Source organism: Sporosarcina ureae (genome assembly GCF_002109325.1).
Classification (GTDB): domain Bacteria; phylum Bacillota; class Bacilli; order Bacillales_A; family Planococcaceae; genus Sporosarcina; species Sporosarcina ureae_C.
Genome location: NZ_CP015348.1, coordinates 1,047,653 through 1,063,890, shown reverse-complemented (window position 1 = coordinate 1,063,890; position 16,238 = coordinate 1,047,653). Strand labels below are relative to the sequence as shown.

Sequence of the window (16,238 nt, the reverse complement as noted above, 5' to 3'; positions counted from 1 at the left end):
AAGTAGTTGTGGTATACTAGAGGATACATTGCAGGGGGACGTCAAGTGCGTTCCTCTTACTTTTTCGGAGGAGTTCGATTGAAAAACAACCAACGATTTATAAAAGATAAAATTATATCATTTTTGCCTGACGGTGATTTTTATCGTAAACGCGCTATGCAAGCTATGCAACGAGAACAATTTTCCGACGCTGAAAAATACTATAAACGTGCACTGGATCTAAATCCAGATGATGCACTGACACATATGGAATATGGTGTATTCATTATGGAAGTTGGACGTTTTGAAGATGCATATGAGCTGCTGCAAACGGCTGATGATCTAGATCCAAATAATGAAGAAACGACATTCTATTTAGCAGAAGTTCACGCACATTTAGGTTTATTACGTGAAGCGAAACAATATGCATTGAAGTATGTTGGTATGGCACCAGATGGCGTATTTGTGGAAGAAGCACATGAAATATCTGAGTTCGCTGATCAAGAAGAAATGTTCGTTGAAGAAGGCGAACAACTTGATGGCGCAGTAGTATTCATACAAGAAAAAGCGCGACGTATGATGGAGCAAGGGGATTTTGAAGAAGCGATTGAAGTGCTAGAAGATTTGCTTGTGGATTATCCGAAAACATGGGCCGTCCATAATAATTTGGCGCTAGCATATTTTTATATTGGTAAAGAGAAGCACGCAGAGGAGATTTTATATGATGTGTTGCGTGAAGAGAAAGGTAATATCCACGCGCTTTGCAACTTGGCTGTGTTCTTTTATTACAACCGAGATGAAGAGCGCCTGAAAAGCATGATGGAGCTTTTGTCGAAGATTAAACCTTATCAATTCGAGCAGCGCTATAAACTGGGTGCGACGTTTGCGCTGACAGGTCGTTATGAGGAAGCGTATCACTGGCTCCGTAGTCTGCAGAAACGTGGATTTGAAGGAGATGTAGGGTATTACTTCTGGCTAGCAAATGCCGCCTATTTTACAGGTCATCGCAAAGTGGCGGAGCAAGCTAATGAGGCCTTGCTGAAGCTGGATCCCACGAAGGAAGGGTTCGAACCTTGGAAATCACTGGACGAAGAGTTGGACGCGGATTCCTATGAAGAGGATGTACCGTTCTTGATCGAGAAAGTCTCAAATCCTTATCGCAGTGAGAGAATGTTCGGACTGTACTTGCTAGGAAAATCCTCACATTTACAAGAGATTCTTTCGCATCCAGGCTATATAGATGTTGAAAAGTTAAGTGCCGCAGAACAACTTTTCTTAGCGCACAGCTTAGAATATTCATTCAAGGCGAGCAATTCGTTTGAAAAGGCATTGAAAAAAGCTTTGGCGATTTGTGACGTATTGTATGAAGAGTATAAACCGCTGGATGAAGAAGGCGTACAGCTATTTCAAATGTGGTTTACGTTATGTGATAATGCACTGGAAAAGAAATATGCGTTCAGTAATGTAGAGGCAATCGCTGCAGCTGTGGACTATATGTTCCAAACGGCACACTTTGAAAAAGTCACAAAGAAGTCTATTGCAGAAAATTATAGCGTCTCTGTTGCAACACTTTCGAAGTATATTCAGGAACTGATCGAATTCTTGCCACAAACAAAGGACTAAGTATCAAACAGATGTTGCATTTAAGTTGATATTCAAGTGTATTTCTCGTACGATTTTATATAGCGATAGTTTTATCTGCGAGCCAGATAAAATCTTTGGTGAAGTCGATGAAAACCAAGGGATGCGTACTTTGAAGGAGGAAAATCACTATGACAATGGAAGAAAAGGTATATGACGTAATCGTAGTCGGAGCAGGACCAGCAGGGATGACAGCAGCTGTCTATACATCACGTGGAAATATGTCTACATTGATGCTAGAAAGAGGCTTGCCAGGCGGTCAGATGGCCAATACTGAAGAAATTGAGAACTATCCTGGATTTGAAAGTATTTTAGGTCCGGACATCTCAACTAAAATGTTCGATCATGCGAAACGTTTCGGGGCTGAGTATGCTTACGGAGACGTAACGAAAATCGAAGACGGCCGTGAATTCAAAACGGTTCATGTAGGCGAGAAGAGTTATAAAGCGCGTGCAGTTATTTTAACTACGGGTGCAGAATACCGCAAGATCGGTGTACCAGGTGAAGAAGAACTAACTGGCCGTGGCGTAAGTTATTGTGCGGTATGTGACGGAGCATTCTTCCGTAACAAAGATATCGTCGTCATTGGTGGCGGTGACTCTGCGGTAGAAGAAGGTTCATATTTAACGCGTTTTGCTAACAAGGTAACGATTATCCACCGTCGCGATACATTGCGTGCACAAAAAATCGTCCAAGAGCGTGCGTTTGCGAATGAAAAGATTGATTTCATTTGGAATTCAACGGTTAAGCAAGTAAATGAAAAAGACGGTAAGATTGGTTCCATCACGCTAGTTTCTACTGAAGACGGTTCTGAACGTGAAATGGAAACTGAAGGTATGTTCGTTTATATCGGATTGGACCCAATCACAGAACCTTTCAAAGATCTCGGCATTTTGGATGAAAACGGCTATATTGAAACAAATGACATTATGGAAACGAAAATTCCAGGTATCTTTGCAGCAGGTGATGTGCGCGAGAAATTATTGCGTCAAGTCGTGACAGCTACAGGAGACGGAAGTATTGCAGCTCAAGCAGCTCAGAAGTACATTGAAGAGTTGATGGAGGAAGTAGAAGCGAAAGCATAAACGGGTCATGAATTCGTAACGTATATGTAATCGTCTTGCAATATAGATGGGGGATAATAGAAAGAAGAAAGACCCCCTTTTCATAATATAGCAACTTTGTGGCTATTTGCGGTATAAACTTCCGTGAATAGTCACCTTTTTTTATCGTTTTCATTGAAAGCATTGTATACTATAACTACATACTTGAAAAGTGGGGAACTACATATGCAAAAAATTGCTAATTTGCTCGTGGTGAAAGACGGTCAAGTCCTTTTACTGAAGAAGCCAAGACGCGGTTGGTATGTGGCACCGGGTGGAAAAATCGATGAAGGTGAGTCTGTTTATGAAGCAGCTAGTCGGGAGTTTCTTGAAGAAACCGGAGCGCACGCTATCGCACCACATTTAAAAGGCGTATATACGATGATGATCATGGATGATGAAGGGAAAGAATTACTGAATGAATGGTTGCTCTTCACATTTGTTGCCCATGATTATTCTGGAGAATTATTGAAGACCACCGTAGAAGGTGAACTGGAATGGCATCCACTGGACAGTTTGCATACATTGCCAATGGCAGAAGGAGACCGCAAGAATCTTCTCTTTGCTGTCAGTCAAAAAGGTACGCAGTATGGAACGTTCTATTATACAGAGCAATTCCGCTTCTTGCGGGAGTCGCTTCAACAATCGACGGAAGGTGAATAACATTTATGGATCAGCCACAAGCGGTAAATGAATATGAAGTCGTAATAATTACAGGTATGTCAGGTGCAGGTAAGACAGTCGCTATGCAATGCTTTGAAGATATGGGATTCTATTGCATAGACAACTTGCCGCCGGAACTATTTGTGACGTTCCTGGATTTGATGATGAAGTCGGATAATCAAATGAGACGGATTGCAGCCGTGATGGATACACGCGGGGGAAGTTTATTTGATTCTTTGATTGCCGCACTCGACGGATTATTCAAAATGGAAGATGTGAAAACAAGTTTGTTATTCTTGGATTCAGATGATGAAACACTTGTGAAACGCTATAAAGAAACACGCAGATCACACCCATTGTCTGAAGGTGGCGTGTTGCTCGAAGGAATTCGCAAAGAGCGTCATTTGCTAAAAGAATTAAAAGGACTTTCGCGTTCGATTATTGATACATCGAAATTAAAGCCAAAGCAATTGCGCGAGAAAATCACACGTGAATTTTCTGAAGCGGGTGAGCCGAAATTTACATTGAATTTCGTATCATTTGGATTTAAGCATGGTATGCCGATCGATGCAGATGTTGTATTCGACGTACGATTTTTACCGAATCCGTTCTATTTAGAAGAATTGCGTCCGTTGACAGGTTTGAATCATGAAGTATCAGACTACGTATTGAAATGGGCAGATACGAAAGAATTAATCGAAAAACTAACAGATTTATTCAAGTTCTTAATACCTCAGTATAAACAAGAAGGTAAAGGTCAAGCGGTCATTGCATTCGGCTGTACTGGCGGTCAACATCGTTCTGTTACACTTGCTGAATACTTTAAAGGTGTCTTTAAAGAGGACTACCCGACATACGTATCGCATCGGGATGTTGAAAAAAGAAAGGGTTGACATAAATATGCAATCCACTACTATGAAAAAAATCGTTGTGTTCGGTGGCGGTACGGGGTTATCTACGATTCTTCGCGGATTAAAACGGTATCCGATTCAGTTGACAGCTATTGTCACGGTGGCGGATGATGGGGGCAGTTCGGGTCGTTTATTCGACCAGTACAATGTCCCACCGCCCGGAGATATAAGACAGGTTATGGCAGCGCTTTCAGATGTCGAGCCGATGATTGAGAAAATGTTTCAACACCGTTTCGAAGGATCAGATGGTTTAAAGGGGCATTCTCTTGGGAACTTAATGCTTACCGCCCTCACGACCATCACTGGAGATTTTGCCCGTGCAGTCGAGCAGATGGGCGTTGTGCTGAATATAAAGGGGAAAGTATTACCTGCAGCAAATCAGCGAATTACCTTGCATGCAGAGCTTGAAGATGGTTCAATTATTACAGGTGAATCGAAAATTCCTCTCTATGGAAGAAAAATTCGTAATGTTTTCATCACGCCACAAGATGTAAAACCATTGCCAGAAACAGCCGATACGCTAAAAAATGCAGATTTAATCGTTTTTGGACCGGGAAGCTTGTATACTAGTACTTTGCCAACTCTTTTAGTGCAGGATATTCGTGATGCGATTATCGAAAGCACCGCTAAAAAGGTATATGTAGGCAATTTAACTACGCAACGTGGTGAAACGTATCGCTACACCGCTTCTGAGCACGTGCAGGCACTCTATGACCATGCTGGAGCACCTTTCCTCGATGCGGTACTGGTGAATAATGCAGAAGCGTTCAGACGCACGCACAACCGCGGTGAAAAAGAAGAGCCATGGCTTGTGGAGAATGATTTAGAAAAACTGCAAGCGCTAGTACCCGAAGTATTTGTGCAGGAAATCGCGACAATTGTAGATGGAACGATTATGCATAAAACGACGGAAGTAGCAGACATGTTGATGCGCTATATAGAGAGAACGTAGAAGGCGGATAGATATGAAAATCGCCGAAGAGGGGGAATATCATGTCTTTTGCATCCAAAACGAAAAAAGAATTGACGCAGATTGAAGCGGATGATTGCTGTACGAAAGCTGAAATTGCAGCATTCATCCGTATGAATGGTGTCATGTCTTTTTCAAATAAACAACTGAGTCTCGACGTTCAAACAGAAAATGCCTCTATTGCGCGTCGTCTGTATTCGAACGTGAAGGCGCTATATCCGTATAAAGTGGAATTGCTTGTACGAAAAAAAATGCGTCTTAAGAAAAATAATGTATATATTTGCAGAATCCGTGACGGGGCCAAGCATTTATTGGTAGAATTATCGATTATGACGGATGATTTTCAAATGATCAATACGATCGATCCACAGCTAATTGAAAAAGACTGCTGTGCACGCGCGTACTTACGGGGAGCTTTCCTGGCAGGAGGTTCCGTTAATAACCCGGAGACGTCTTCTTATCATTTGGAAGTCTTCTCGAGCTATCAGGAACATAGTCAATCGCTTGTCGAGTTGATGAATCGTTTTCAATTGAATGCAAAGTCTATCGAGCGTAAAAAAGGATTTATCGCCTATCTGAAAGAAGCTGAAAAGATATCCGATTTCCTAGGCATCATCGGCGCACATGTATCCCTTATGAAGTTTGAGGATGTACGGATCATGCGCGATATGCGAAACAGTGTGAATCGATTGGTGAATTGTGAAACGGCCAATCTGAATAAAACAATCGGAGCGGCACAAAGACAAGTTGAAAATATTAAGTTGATTGAGCGCACGATTGGTTTGGATCAATTACCAGAACGTTTGCAAGAGATTGCTCAATTACGTGTTGCGCATCAAGATGTGACATTGAAAGAGCTAGGCGAGCTGGTGACGGGTGCAACGGTCAGTAAGTCGGGAGTCAATCATAGACTGCGTAAAATTGAAGAAATTGCAGATCGGTTACGTTGAAATTACTAGTAGATCCTTCATGAGAAGAGGAAGAAAAGGAGCACACAATATGGTAGAAAAAACAGTAATAGTAGGAATTAAGCCTGGTTTGCAAGCGCGACAGGCAGCGTTGTTTGTACAGGAGGCCAATAAGTATACGGCTGATATTTATTTGAAGAAGGATAGTCGTCAGGTGAATGCGAAGAGCATTATGGGGATTATGAGTTTGGCGATTGCGAAGGGAACGGAGATCACGTTGATTACGGACGGGATTGATGAGGATTTGGCCCTTCAGAATTTGGCTGATTTAGTCGAAGTGGAGCAGTGAGTTGGATATGGGTGGCGATGACCTTTTGAGGTTTCGTCATCTTTTTTTGTTCTGACTTAATAAGGGGGTACGTGGAGAAGCCGTTGGTCTCCGTTCCAGGCGGACGCTTTCCTGCGGGCATGGCTTGAGCCTCCTCGTCCGCTTCGCTACCTGCGGGGTCTCAAGGCTCATGCTATTCCCGCGGGAGCATTCCTGTTTGGTTAGTGGAACCCTATTGAAATAGAAAAGTCCCCTTGGTATGATTCGGGGTGTCAAGGCGTCGACGGCTTGACCCCTAATTATAACCCAGGAGGACTCACATGAATTCTAAAGAAAATACTAAAATTAATCAAGTCACAGAACAAACATTAGTGATAGGTATCGACATTGCTAAACATAATCATTACGCAACCTTTGTCGATGAACGTGGACGTGTTTTGAAAAAAGCATTTCTCGTTAAACAGACGCGTAAAGGGTTTGAACAGTTCTATCAAGAAATACTAGAGGGTATGAAAGAATTCGATAAATCGCATGTGATAGTGGGCGTGGAGCCTACAGGACATTACTGGTTGAATTTAGCATATTTCCTAGAGGACTACGGTATACCACTGGTCGTTATCAATCCGATGCATGTGAAGAAAGTTAAGGAATTAGATGATAATCTGCAAACCAAAAACGATAAGAAAGACGCTCTGACGATCGCACGGCTAATGAAAGATGGTCGTTTCTCATATCCGAAGCTTCTTCGGGATCAAGCAGCAAATATTCGTTCCTGTTTCACGCTTGAGCAAACTTTAATAGACGACCGCACCATTCTGAAAAACAGAATTCATCGATGGGTAGATAAATACTTCCCTGAGCTATTCGAGGTATTCTCAGATTTTGGAGCCATGGTTCTAGGTGTGTTGGAGACAACCCCGTTGCCTGCAGAGCTGGTCAATATGACAACAGCTGATTTAGCGGATCAATGCGCGAAAGCGAGTCAGATGAAGCAAAGGCGACCCAAAATAGCAGCTAAAGTCATTGAGGTAGCTCAGACATCCATTGGCATCACCGTGGCTCCTTGGGGAGCTAAACGAGAGATACAATGTCTCATTCGCCAATACCGTCTACTCGAGGAAGAACTTGCGATGATTGAAGAGGAAATACAATCCTTAATTGTCCAAACGGCTGATTATGAATATCTCGCTTCATTTCCGGGAATTTCCCGTAGAACTATTTCCGGTCTCTTAGCGGAGATTGGAAGTTTTACTGACTTTGAAAGTCCACGCCAATTAATTAAATTAGCGGGACTTACGTTACATGAGAATTCCTCTGGTAAACATAAGGGAATGAAGAAGATATCAAAACGAGGACGAAGACGATTACGGGCTATTTTATTCAGAGCAATGCATCCAATCCTTAGAAACAACCCTGCCTTTATGAAGCTTCATCAGTATTATACGCAACGACCTCAAAATCCCCTTCGTAAGAAGGAGTCGATGGTCGTGTTATGTAGCAAATTACTAAAGGTTCTTCATGCCATGTGTACAAAAAAGCGGAAATTTGATGGTGAGCAAATGCTTGCGGACCTTCACTGTTTACAATTAGTAGCATGAGGTTGGCATTCTGAAACTTCTATTCATGACACGGAGAAGCTGGCACCAGCGGCGTACATTAGGCCTCGAGCCTCATCGGGAGCATCTCGCCGGCCTCCAACTTATGATAGACCGAACGAAGGAATGTCAGCGCATGACGCTAAGAGATGTGGGAGGGTTCGTCATCATAAGGTACTTGGAGATCCATAGTGCATGCCATATTAAATTAACAGTTTCTGTAACTGGTAGCGCAGCGTTATCCTTTACTTACAGTATCTACAAAAGTATGTACTTTCAGGTAGACGATTCTCTTTACTAGTCATATAAATTCTTTTTGGGTCAATAGAATAATGCGACAAGCCTTGTCATCATCACCTTTTCAAGAGGGAGTCGCCGCCTTCCACTACGACCAACTGGTGTCTCTTTTTGGAGTTAGAACGCTGATACATTTGTGTTGTGAAGATTAAACCAAAATCAAACCTAAATTGCAATATTAAATTAGCCACTTAGATAAAATCCAGTGTATGTATGAAGGGGAATGTGATCCCTCAATTAACGGGTTAGTTTTGGAAATACTATGCTAACCTAGCCAACTCTTCTTCAAACAAAACGGATGGCTGTCGATAGTTCAAAATCTTCCTAGGCAACTGATTCAGTGTCTGATAAATACGTTGAATAGACTCTGTAGAGTAATCAGAAATTGCTTTTCCTTTGGGAATATATCGTCTGAGCAGACCATTGTGTCGCTCGTTAGATCCTCTTTCATACGGTGCATATGGACGAGCGAAATAGACGTCAGTAACACCTTGAAGACTCTTTGTCAGATTAGAAAACTCGCTGCCGTTATCCGACGTAATCGTTTTGAATACTTGAGAAAACAGCTCACCAAAATCCTGTCGTAACTGGTTGATCGCAAAGTCCACCGAATCATGATCTTGATCATCTAGGAGGATGGCATAATAGTTTCTCGTTTTACGTTCAACGAGCGTCAATAATGCGTTGTCATCAGACTTCTGTCCTTCTACCGTATCAATTTCCCAATGACCGAATTCTTGACGATCTTCAATTTCAACGGGACGTTCAGCGATGCTCATGCCCAAAATACGACGGTTTCTTCGGATGTGTTTCACTTTGGTGTTCCGTCTCAGTTTCATCGGCAAGTCTATATTTCGAACGCGTAATACGTCTAAATCAATGTAGTTATACAGGGTTTTCGTGGACACAGTAGGTCGGTCTTTCCACTCTTCTTGAAGGCTTGTAAACCCGACGACTGCGTCTGGTGACCAGTCCTGATCTAGGATTTTATCACACGCGAAATTGACAAATTCATTGGCCATAAGCAGCTTACTTTTTGCGCCGCACTGAAGTCGATTTCGTTCATATATCGCCTGTCCCGTTTCAGCGAAATAGGCTGTATAGGATGTGCGTCCAGTTTTGAGTTGGATTGTGGTTCCACGCTTTAATTCATTCGCGATGGTTTGATGAACGCGTCCTAAGCGTCTACCGATCTCTCGGTTGGTATGTCCATCCTTGTGAAGCGCCTCGATTTGACCGCGCTCAAAAGCTGACAGGTGTTTATTTTTACGGTTTTGTATGGTACTCTCAAGTTGTGCCACTATAAAACTTCCTCTCATTGTTAGTCTCGCAACTTCAATGATACACGAATTTTATAGTGGCATTTTTTTGTTTGGATTTAGGTGGCTAACTTGATTGTACAATTGGCCAACCAAAATCAAAACCAAAATAAACCCAAACTCAAACTCAAACTCGAACTCATATAAAAACACAAAATAAAAAGGTTGTCGCGGAAGGCCTTTTGGCTTTCTGCGACAACCTGTAGTTGTTATTTCTTTTCGATTTCGTTGCGTTCTAGAACGTGGTCGATTAGGCCGTATTCTTTTGCGCGTTCGGCAGTCATGAAGTTATCGCGGTCTGTGTCTTTTGCGATGACGTCGATTGGCTGGCCAGTGCGATCTGCTAGGATTTGATTTAGTTTTTCGCGTAGGTGCAAGATGCGTTTTGCGGCAATTTCGATTTCAGTTGCCTGACCTTGTGCGCCACCTAGTGGTTGGTGAATCATGACTTCTGCGTTTGGCAATGCGTAGCGTTTGCCTTCTGTACCGGCTGTTAGCAAGAATGCACCCATTGATGCTGCCATGCCTACACAGATTGTGCGGATGTCTGGTTTGATGTATTGCATTGTATCGTAGATCGCCATACCTGCTGTAATGCTTCCACCTGGGCTGTTAATGTAGATCGAGATGTCTTTTTCTGGATCTTCAGCTTCTAGGAAGAGCAATTGTGCAACGATAGAGTTGGCTACGTTGTCGTCAATGCCGCTACCCAACATGATAATACGGTCTTTCAATAGACGAGAGTAAATGTCGTACGCTCTCTCACCACGGTTTGTTTGTTCAATAACTGTAGGAATTAGATTCAATTAGACTTCCTCCTTTAATTACTTCATAATATTCGTTCGGTTGAAATCAGTTTGTATTTCAACTATAACTGTATTTTACCTATTAAGGTCAACAAAGGTCAAATCATTTGCCTTAAAAATACACATTGCTTTTCATTATATTCTAAGATACAATGGAAGATGTCTCTTACAGAAGAAAAGTTCTTTCTGTAGTGGAGTTATCATAGCTAAAGCTTGATCATACATGTTTCGTCCTCGTGGTGCAATGGATAGCACGTGAGCCTCCGAAGCTCAAAATGTGGGTTCGACTCCCGCCGAGGGCATCATAGTAAAGCGTTTGAACAGTTCGCATGTAGCGATTATGTTCAAACGCTTTTTTGTGTTGAGTTTCTATTACTCACGACTTACTATTCTACATTTTCCCCAGATAGACCTTCTTTTAAACTTCATTATTTACAAATAGCCTTATTCAAAAATGATTTATAATGATTTACTTGATTTAATTAATAAGGCAATTCTTTTACATGAAAAAAGAACAACGAATGAATATTCATTTAAAAGATAGGAAACCTGTCTTTCCACCTAGAAAAAAATATATTTTTCCGCTAAATACAACAAAATTTAATGCGTGCAAACGCTATCACGACAAGCTTCGTTAGTTTATTCCATTTATATACAGATAATCAAATTGTCAAAAGAGGTTTGAACTTATTATTTTACTATGGTAATCTAGCAACTAACTTATTATTAGTTTGATAAAAAAATCAAGGAGGAGAATTATGAAGAAATCGGCGATAAGTGTTTTGGCGGTGATGCTGCTTGTGTTACTAGCGGCTTGTGGGAATGGGGATTCAGATTCATCTGGCAGTAAAGATGGTAGCAAATTAGATAATTTAAAAGAAAAGGGCGTTGTCAAAGTCGGCTTTGCCAATGAGAAACCGTATGCGTATGAAGAAGACGGAGAATTGCAAGGTGCAGCGGTCGCTATTGCCAAAGCGGTCTTTGAAAACTTGGGTGTGGCCGAGGTAGATGGTCAACTGTCTGATTTCGGTCAATTAATCCCAGGCTTGGGCGCAGGAAAATATGATGTCATCACGGCGGGTATGGCTATTACGCCGGACCGTTGTTCAAGTGTTTCATTTGGAGAGCCGGAAATTAAATATGGTGAAGGCTTGATCGTTGAGACAGGAAATCCTATGAACTTAAAGAGTTATAAAGATATCGCAGCCAACCCAGACGTCAAAGTGGCAGTGATGAGTGGCGCAACAGAGAAGGACTTCATGATTCGTGAAGGGATTGCTGAAGACCAGATCATGATGGTTCCTGATATTCCTGCATCTTTCTCAGCAGTAGAATCAGGGCGTGCAGCAGTGACAACAGGTACAGAAATGACGATCAAAATGGCTCTTGAATCTGCGAACAATGAAAAACTTGAATTTGTTACAGATTTCGAACAGCCAGACATTGAAGGAGTACCAAGCTTTGGTGCCGCAGCATTCTCAAATGATGATGATGAATTACGTGAAGCATATAACGAAGAATTACAGAAATTGAAGGATAATGGCGAAATCGCAGCGTTGATTGAACCATTTGGCTTCACTGAAGAAATGAATATAGTAGAAGACGACATTACGACGGAAAGTGTATGTAACGGCGATAACTACTAAATGTACAACCGGGTCATGCCCAACAGCGGCATGACCTTTTTAATTTGAGAAACGAAATACTAGTTATAAAAACAACTATAATGGAGTGGTTTTGTGAGTTCCTTACCCGATATTTTTTCCACTGTTGTACAAGGGTTAGGCATTACGCTGCAAGTGCTAGTTCTATCGATTATCTGTGCGAGTATCATCGCATTCGTCGCGGGCTTGTCACGTGTCAATACGAATCCCCTTATTAAAGGGTTCACTGGTTTCTACGTGGAGATTTTCCGTGGCACGTCATTGATCGTACAGCTGTTTTGGTTCTCTTATGCGTTACCCGGTTTATTCAATATTCACCTAGGTAGCGATATATGGGTAGCCGTGCTAGCAATATCCTTAAACTATGGAGCGTACATGTCTGAAATTGTACGAGGGTCTATTCAAGCCGTAGCTGCTGGGCAGACAGAAGCTTCTATTGCGTTGAACCTATCGAAGTTTCAACGCATGCGTCATATTATTCTTCCGCAAGCCCTACGCATGATGCTACCTGAATACGGAAATTATTTAATTCAAATTTTAAAAGCAACATCTTTGGTTTCGTTGATCGGTTTAACTGATTTGCTATATTACGGGAATATTTACCGAAGCACGCACTTGTCGGAATCTCCGATGGTCTACGTACTTTTACTCGTCATGTACTTTATTATTGCGTTGCCAATGATTTTCTTCACTAGAAAGATGGAGAGCGTATCGAAGAAAGGAGTGGCTAGCTGATGACTTGGAGTTGGGATGTATTCTTTTCCGTTATTCCACTGATATTTAAAGGGTTATGGATTACAGTCGGTTTGACGCTTGCTTGCTACTTATTCGCTGCGGTCTTTGGTTTCGTATGGGTATTCATTAGTCGATTACCTTGGCGACCTGTGCGTTGGTTGTTCGGTTGGATTGCGGAATTTATCCGTTCGACACCGCCACTCGTACAACTATTCTTCATCTACTATGCATGGCCGATGATGCCGGTTGTAGGCGTCTCGCTCAATCCATTTGTAGCCGCAATTTTAGGTCTCGGTATTCATTTCAGTACGTATATGTCTGAAGTGTATCGTTCAGGTATTGAGTCCGTTGATAAAGGGCAGTGGGAAGCTTCGACTGCACTCAATCTATCGACGCGTCAAAAGTGGACAAAAATTATTTTACCGCAAGCGATTCCACCGACTATACCGATGCTCGGAAATTACTTGATTATCATGTTCAAAGAAGTACCACTAGCTTCAACAATTGGTGTAGTGGCGATGTTACATATCGCGAACGACTACGGAGCGCAGTACTACAAATACGTTGAGCCATTAACTGTAGTGGCGTTGTTCTTCCTATTAGTGAGCTACCCATCTGCATTATTGATCAATAAATTAGAGAAGAAATACAATCGTCGGTTCGATAAGAAGACGTTAGCGTAATGAATGAAGATGAAGGAGAGGATTAGATCGTGGAACCGATCGTACAATATAAAGACGTGCATAAATCATTCGGAGAGACGAAAGTGTTAAAAGGTATCGACTTGGATATCAAACCTTCCGAAAAAGTCGCGCTCATCGGGCCAAGTGGTTCTGGTAAAACGACGATCATTCGTCTGTTGATGACACTTGAAGAACCTACCTCAGGCGTCATTGAAGTGAATGGCCGAAACTTGTGGATGATGCAGAAAAAAGGCGAGTGGGTGACAGCGGATGAAAAACATCTACGTTCCATTCGTGGGGATATCGGGATGGTGTTCCAGCATTTTAACCTATTTCCGCATATGACCATTCTCGACAACTGCATGCTGGCACCTGTACTTGTTAAGAACGAAAGCAAGGCAGAAGTGAAGGCGACGGCAGTGGAGATGCTGGAGAAAGTGGGTCTTGGTGACAAGATTGAACTGTTCCCATCGCAGCTGTCAGGCGGTCAGAAACAGCGTGTCGCAATGGCGCGAGCGCTAATGATGCGTCCACAAGTAATGTTGTTTGACGAAGTAACATCTGCACTAGATCCAGAGCTCGTCGGCGAGGTGCTTGAGGTGATTCGTGATCTTGCGAAAGAAGGCGAGATGGCGATGATTCTCGTGACACATGAAATGGATTTCGCACTCGACATTGCAGACCGTGTAGTATTTTTGAATGAAGGTGTGATCGAGGAAGAAGGGTCGCCGTCCGAGATTTTACTGAATCCTGAAAGCGAGCGACTGCAAGACTTCTTGGGACGCTTTACGAATAATCGATAATAACAAAAAGGATGTCCCAAGTTGTTTGGGACATCCTTTTCTACGTAGATCAATGTTTTTAAGTAGTGTTTCCGAAGCGCAAATCCCTACCCCAACACCCTGCCAGCTACTATCTGTTAACTCATTTCAATTTTAACCGTACTCTCACTACCTTCAAGAAACCGTCAGCCACCACCATAACCCAGTCAACGTGATCAACAGCGTAGGCACGGTCAGAACTACTCCTACTTTGAAGTAATAGCCCCATGAAATACGTACGCCCTTTAGGGACAGTACGTGCAGCCACAGCAGCGTCGCAAGTGAGCCGATAGGTGTCATTTTGGGACCGAGGTCTGATCCAATAACGTTTGCGTAGATCAATGCCTCGCGCACATCTGGTGGAACTGCAGCGTCTTGAATGGCTAATGCGTCAATCATAACAGTCGGCATATTATTCATAACCGACGACAGAATTGCGGCAATGAAGCCCATGCCGATCGTTGCGGCATACAAACCATGTCCAGCCGTCCACTCGATCAATCCTGTCAATACAGACGTCAGTCCTACGTTGCGCAGACCGTAGACGACTACGTACATTCCGATTGAGAAGAACACGACTGCCCAAGGTGCGCCTTTGATTACGGTTTTGGTTTCTACTGCATCGCTCGTTCTCGCGATCAATAAGAATACAATCGCAATCGAACCGGCAATGAAGGAGACAGGTAATCCAATTGATTCGCTGATGAAGTAGCCTACGAGTAGGGTGCCGAGTACGACAAATGAAATCCGGAACATCTTGTGATCTCGAATGGCGCTAGCGGGTGTACGTAGCAACTTTTCATCAAAACGTTTTGGAATGGATTTCCGGAAATAGATAAACAGCACGAGAATGCTTGCGCCTAGACTGAAGAAGTTCGGAATGATCATCCGGCTTGCGTATTCGGCAAAACCGATACCGAAGAAGTCGGCGGAGACGATGTTTACGAGATTGCTGACAACGAGAGGCAGTGACGTGGTGTCCGCAATGAATCCCGAGGCCATGACAAAGGGGAGAATCATCTTCTCTTTGAAATCAAGCGCACGCACCATCGCAAGAACAATTGGCGTTAAGATCAAAGCCGCACCATCATTTGCGAATAAAGCTGATACACCGGCGCCGAGTAGGATGACTAGCAAGAACATCCTGAAGCCACTACCTTTGGCAAAACGCGCCATATGTAAAGCGGACCATTCGAAAAATCCGATTTCATCCAAAATTAACGAAATAATAATTAGAGCGACAAATGTTAATGTAGCATTCCAAACAATCGCTGTTACGTCGATTACGTCAGTGAAACTGACGACGCCAGCCAGTAGCGCAAGAAGTGCACCGGCAATTGCGGACCAGCCGATTGATAAGTTTCGTGGTTGCCAAATGACGAAAATGAGCGTGAGTAGAAAAATCGAACTCGCTACTATTATTTGCATCGACTCTCCTCCTGTCGATCAATAGAAGGAACCGGTAATAACTTCAATAATTTGAGCAGTAAAGAATAGTGGGGATGGCTCGTATTGAGTGACCAGTATACCCAACGTCCGCGCCGTTCATCGCATACGATTTCGTCAGTTTTTAGTCTGCGCATATGCTGACTGACAGCGGGCTGCGAAATATCGAGTAAAGGCTGTACATCACAAATACATAAAGGTCTGTTTTCTAATGCTTTCAATAACTGTAAACGGGATTGGTCCCCGATAGTTTTTAAATACCTTTCCATTTGTTCGGGATTCATATAATTCTCCTTTATTCTTTAGTACAACTATCATATAAGCACGGACTTATATATACAATACTTTTTATAAACAAAAAAGGAAGCC

At 42.6% G+C, this 16,238-nt stretch carries 16 protein-coding genes and 1 tRNA gene; 13 read left to right on the top strand and 4 right to left on the bottom strand.

Annotated elements, in window-relative coordinates; translation table 11 throughout:
• The first annotated feature begins 78 nt into the window (after window positions 1-78).
• The 8 genes from SporoP32a_RS05365 (at window position 79) to SporoP32a_RS05330 (ending at window position 8,101) form a co-directional block, all read left to right on the top strand.
• Window positions 79-1,602: a tetratricopeptide repeat protein gene (locus tag SporoP32a_RS05365; protein ID WP_085428995.1), complete on the top strand. Its 1,524-nt coding sequence runs from the start codon at window positions 79-81 to the stop codon at window positions 1,600-1,602.
• A gap of 149 nt (window positions 1,603-1,751) precedes the next feature.
• Window positions 1,752-2,705, top strand: coding sequence for a thioredoxin-disulfide reductase (trxB, locus tag SporoP32a_RS05360; RefSeq protein ID WP_085426970.1), 954 nt, complete (start codon window positions 1,752-1,754; stop codon window positions 2,703-2,705).
• Between the two features lie 204 nt (window positions 2,706-2,909).
• Complete coding sequence (locus tag SporoP32a_RS05355; RefSeq protein WP_085426969.1) at window positions 2,910-3,386, top strand: 8-oxo-dGTP diphosphatase; 477 nt, start codon at window positions 2,910-2,912, stop codon at window positions 3,384-3,386.
• 5 nt (window positions 3,387-3,391) lie between these two features.
• On the top strand, window positions 3,392-4,279 hold the full coding sequence (gene rapZ, locus SporoP32a_RS05350; RefSeq protein WP_085426968.1) for an RNase adapter RapZ: 888 nt from the start codon (window positions 3,392-3,394) through the stop codon (window positions 4,277-4,279).
• Window positions 4,280-4,301: 22 nt separating this feature from the next.
• Entirely contained in the window at window positions 4,302-5,249 is a 948-nt protein-coding gene (locus tag SporoP32a_RS05345; RefSeq protein WP_085428994.1) for a gluconeogenesis factor YvcK family protein, read from the top strand.
• A 41-nt stretch (window positions 5,250-5,290) separates the two neighbouring features.
• The gene (gene whiA, locus SporoP32a_RS05340) at window positions 5,291-6,217 is read left to right on the top strand and encodes a DNA-binding protein WhiA (RefSeq protein WP_085426967.1); all 927 of its coding nucleotides are present in this window, start codon (window positions 5,291-5,293) and stop codon (window positions 6,215-6,217) included.
• 49 nt (window positions 6,218-6,266) lie between these two features.
• A complete protein-coding gene (locus tag SporoP32a_RS05335; RefSeq protein ID WP_085426966.1) occupies window positions 6,267-6,524 on the top strand; it encodes an HPr family phosphocarrier protein in 258 nt (85 codons plus the stop codon).
• A gap of 299 nt (window positions 6,525-6,823) precedes the next feature.
• Entirely contained in the window at window positions 6,824-8,101 is a 1,278-nt protein-coding gene (locus SporoP32a_RS05330; protein WP_085426965.1) for an IS110 family RNA-guided transposase, read from the top strand.
• Window positions 8,102-8,655: 554 nt separating this feature from the next.
• Here the strand turns inward: SporoP32a_RS05330 and SporoP32a_RS05325 are convergent.
• Window positions 8,656-9,699 carry an IS30 family transposase gene (locus SporoP32a_RS05325; RefSeq protein WP_420542311.1) on the bottom strand — a complete coding sequence of 348 codons (1,044 nt, stop codon included), beginning with the start codon at window positions 9,697-9,699 and terminating at the stop codon, window positions 8,656-8,658.
• A gap of 224 nt (window positions 9,700-9,923) precedes the next feature.
• Window positions 9,924-10,520 (bottom strand): ATP-dependent Clp endopeptidase proteolytic subunit ClpP, encoded by a 597-nt coding sequence (clpP, locus tag SporoP32a_RS05320; protein ID WP_085426964.1) that lies wholly within the window; start codon window positions 10,518-10,520, stop codon window positions 9,924-9,926.
• Window positions 10,521-10,750: 230 nt separating this feature from the next.
• On the opposite strand from clpP, the gene SporoP32a_RS05315 reads away from it, so the two are divergent.
• From SporoP32a_RS05315 to ehuA, 5 genes are all read left to right on the top strand, one after another.
• Window positions 10,751-10,822: transfer RNA gene (locus SporoP32a_RS05315), tRNA-Arg, on the top strand.
• 456 nt (window positions 10,823-11,278) lie between these two features.
• Entirely contained in the window at window positions 11,279-12,166 is an 888-nt protein-coding gene (gene ehuB / locus SporoP32a_RS05310; protein WP_085426963.1) for an ectoine/hydroxyectoine ABC transporter substrate-binding protein EhuB, read from the top strand.
• A 93-nt stretch (window positions 12,167-12,259) separates the two neighbouring features.
• Window positions 12,260-12,919: an ectoine/hydroxyectoine ABC transporter permease subunit EhuC gene (ehuC, locus tag SporoP32a_RS05305; protein ID WP_085426962.1), complete on the top strand. Its 660-nt coding sequence runs from the start codon at window positions 12,260-12,262 to the stop codon at window positions 12,917-12,919.
• Window positions 12,919-13,602 (top strand): ectoine/hydroxyectoine ABC transporter permease subunit EhuD, encoded by a 684-nt coding sequence (gene ehuD / locus SporoP32a_RS05300; protein WP_085426961.1) that lies wholly within the window; start codon window positions 12,919-12,921, stop codon window positions 13,600-13,602. The genes ehuC and ehuD overlap by 1 nt, the downstream gene beginning before the upstream one ends.
• A gap of 26 nt (window positions 13,603-13,628) precedes the next feature.
• The gene (ehuA, locus tag SporoP32a_RS05295) at window positions 13,629-14,405 is read left to right on the top strand and encodes an ectoine/hydroxyectoine ABC transporter ATP-binding protein EhuA (protein ID WP_085426960.1); all 777 of its coding nucleotides are present in this window, start codon (window positions 13,629-13,631) and stop codon (window positions 14,403-14,405) included.
• A gap of 153 nt (window positions 14,406-14,558) precedes the next feature.
• Here the strand turns inward: ehuA and SporoP32a_RS05290 are convergent, their stop codons facing one another.
• Window positions 14,559-15,851, bottom strand: a complete 1,293-nt coding sequence (locus SporoP32a_RS05290) for an arsenic transporter (RefSeq protein ID WP_085426959.1) — start codon at window positions 15,849-15,851, stop codon at window positions 14,559-14,561.
• Window positions 15,842-16,153: an ArsR/SmtB family transcription factor gene (locus tag SporoP32a_RS05285; RefSeq protein ID WP_085426958.1), complete on the bottom strand. Its 312-nt coding sequence runs from the start codon at window positions 16,151-16,153 to the stop codon at window positions 15,842-15,844. Before SporoP32a_RS05285 ends, SporoP32a_RS05290 begins: the two co-directional genes overlap by 10 nt.
• Window positions 16,154-16,238 lie beyond the last annotated feature (85 nt).

What these genes read in the sequence shown, in the direction of transcription:
- trxB (WP_085426970.1), top strand. Translation starts at nt 1,752, where the DNA reads ATGACAATGGAAGAAAAGGTATATGACGTAATCGTAGTCGGAGCAGGA.
- SporoP32a_RS05355 (WP_085426969.1), top strand. Translation starts at nt 2,910, where the DNA reads ATGCAAAAAATTGCTAATTTGCTCGTGGTGAAAGACGGTCAAGTCCTT.
- rapZ (WP_085426968.1), top strand. Translation starts at nt 3,392, where the DNA reads ATGGATCAGCCACAAGCGGTAAATGAATATGAAGTCGTAATAATTACA.
- SporoP32a_RS05345 (WP_085428994.1), top strand. Translation starts at nt 4,302, where the DNA reads ATGAAAAAAATCGTTGTGTTCGGTGGCGGTACGGGGTTATCTACGATT.
- whiA (WP_085426967.1), top strand. Translation starts at nt 5,291, where the DNA reads ATGTCTTTTGCATCCAAAACGAAAAAAGAATTGACGCAGATTGAAGCG.
- SporoP32a_RS05335 (WP_085426966.1), top strand. Translation starts at nt 6,267, where the DNA reads ATGGTAGAAAAAACAGTAATAGTAGGAATTAAGCCTGGTTTGCAAGCG.
- SporoP32a_RS05330 (WP_085426965.1), top strand. Translation starts at nt 6,824, where the DNA reads ATGAATTCTAAAGAAAATACTAAAATTAATCAAGTCACAGAACAAACA.
- ehuB (WP_085426963.1), top strand. Translation starts at nt 11,279, where the DNA reads ATGAAGAAATCGGCGATAAGTGTTTTGGCGGTGATGCTGCTTGTGTTA.
- ehuD (WP_085426961.1), top strand. Translation starts at nt 12,919, where the DNA reads ATGACTTGGAGTTGGGATGTATTCTTTTCCGTTATTCCACTGATATTT.
- SporoP32a_RS05290 (WP_085426959.1), bottom strand. Translation starts at nt 15,851, where the DNA reads ATGCAAATAATAGTAGCGAGTTCGATTTTTCTACTCACGCTCATTTTC.
- SporoP32a_RS05285 (WP_085426958.1), bottom strand. Translation starts at nt 16,153, where the DNA reads ATGAATCCCGAACAAATGGAAAGGTATTTAAAAACTATCGGGGACCAA.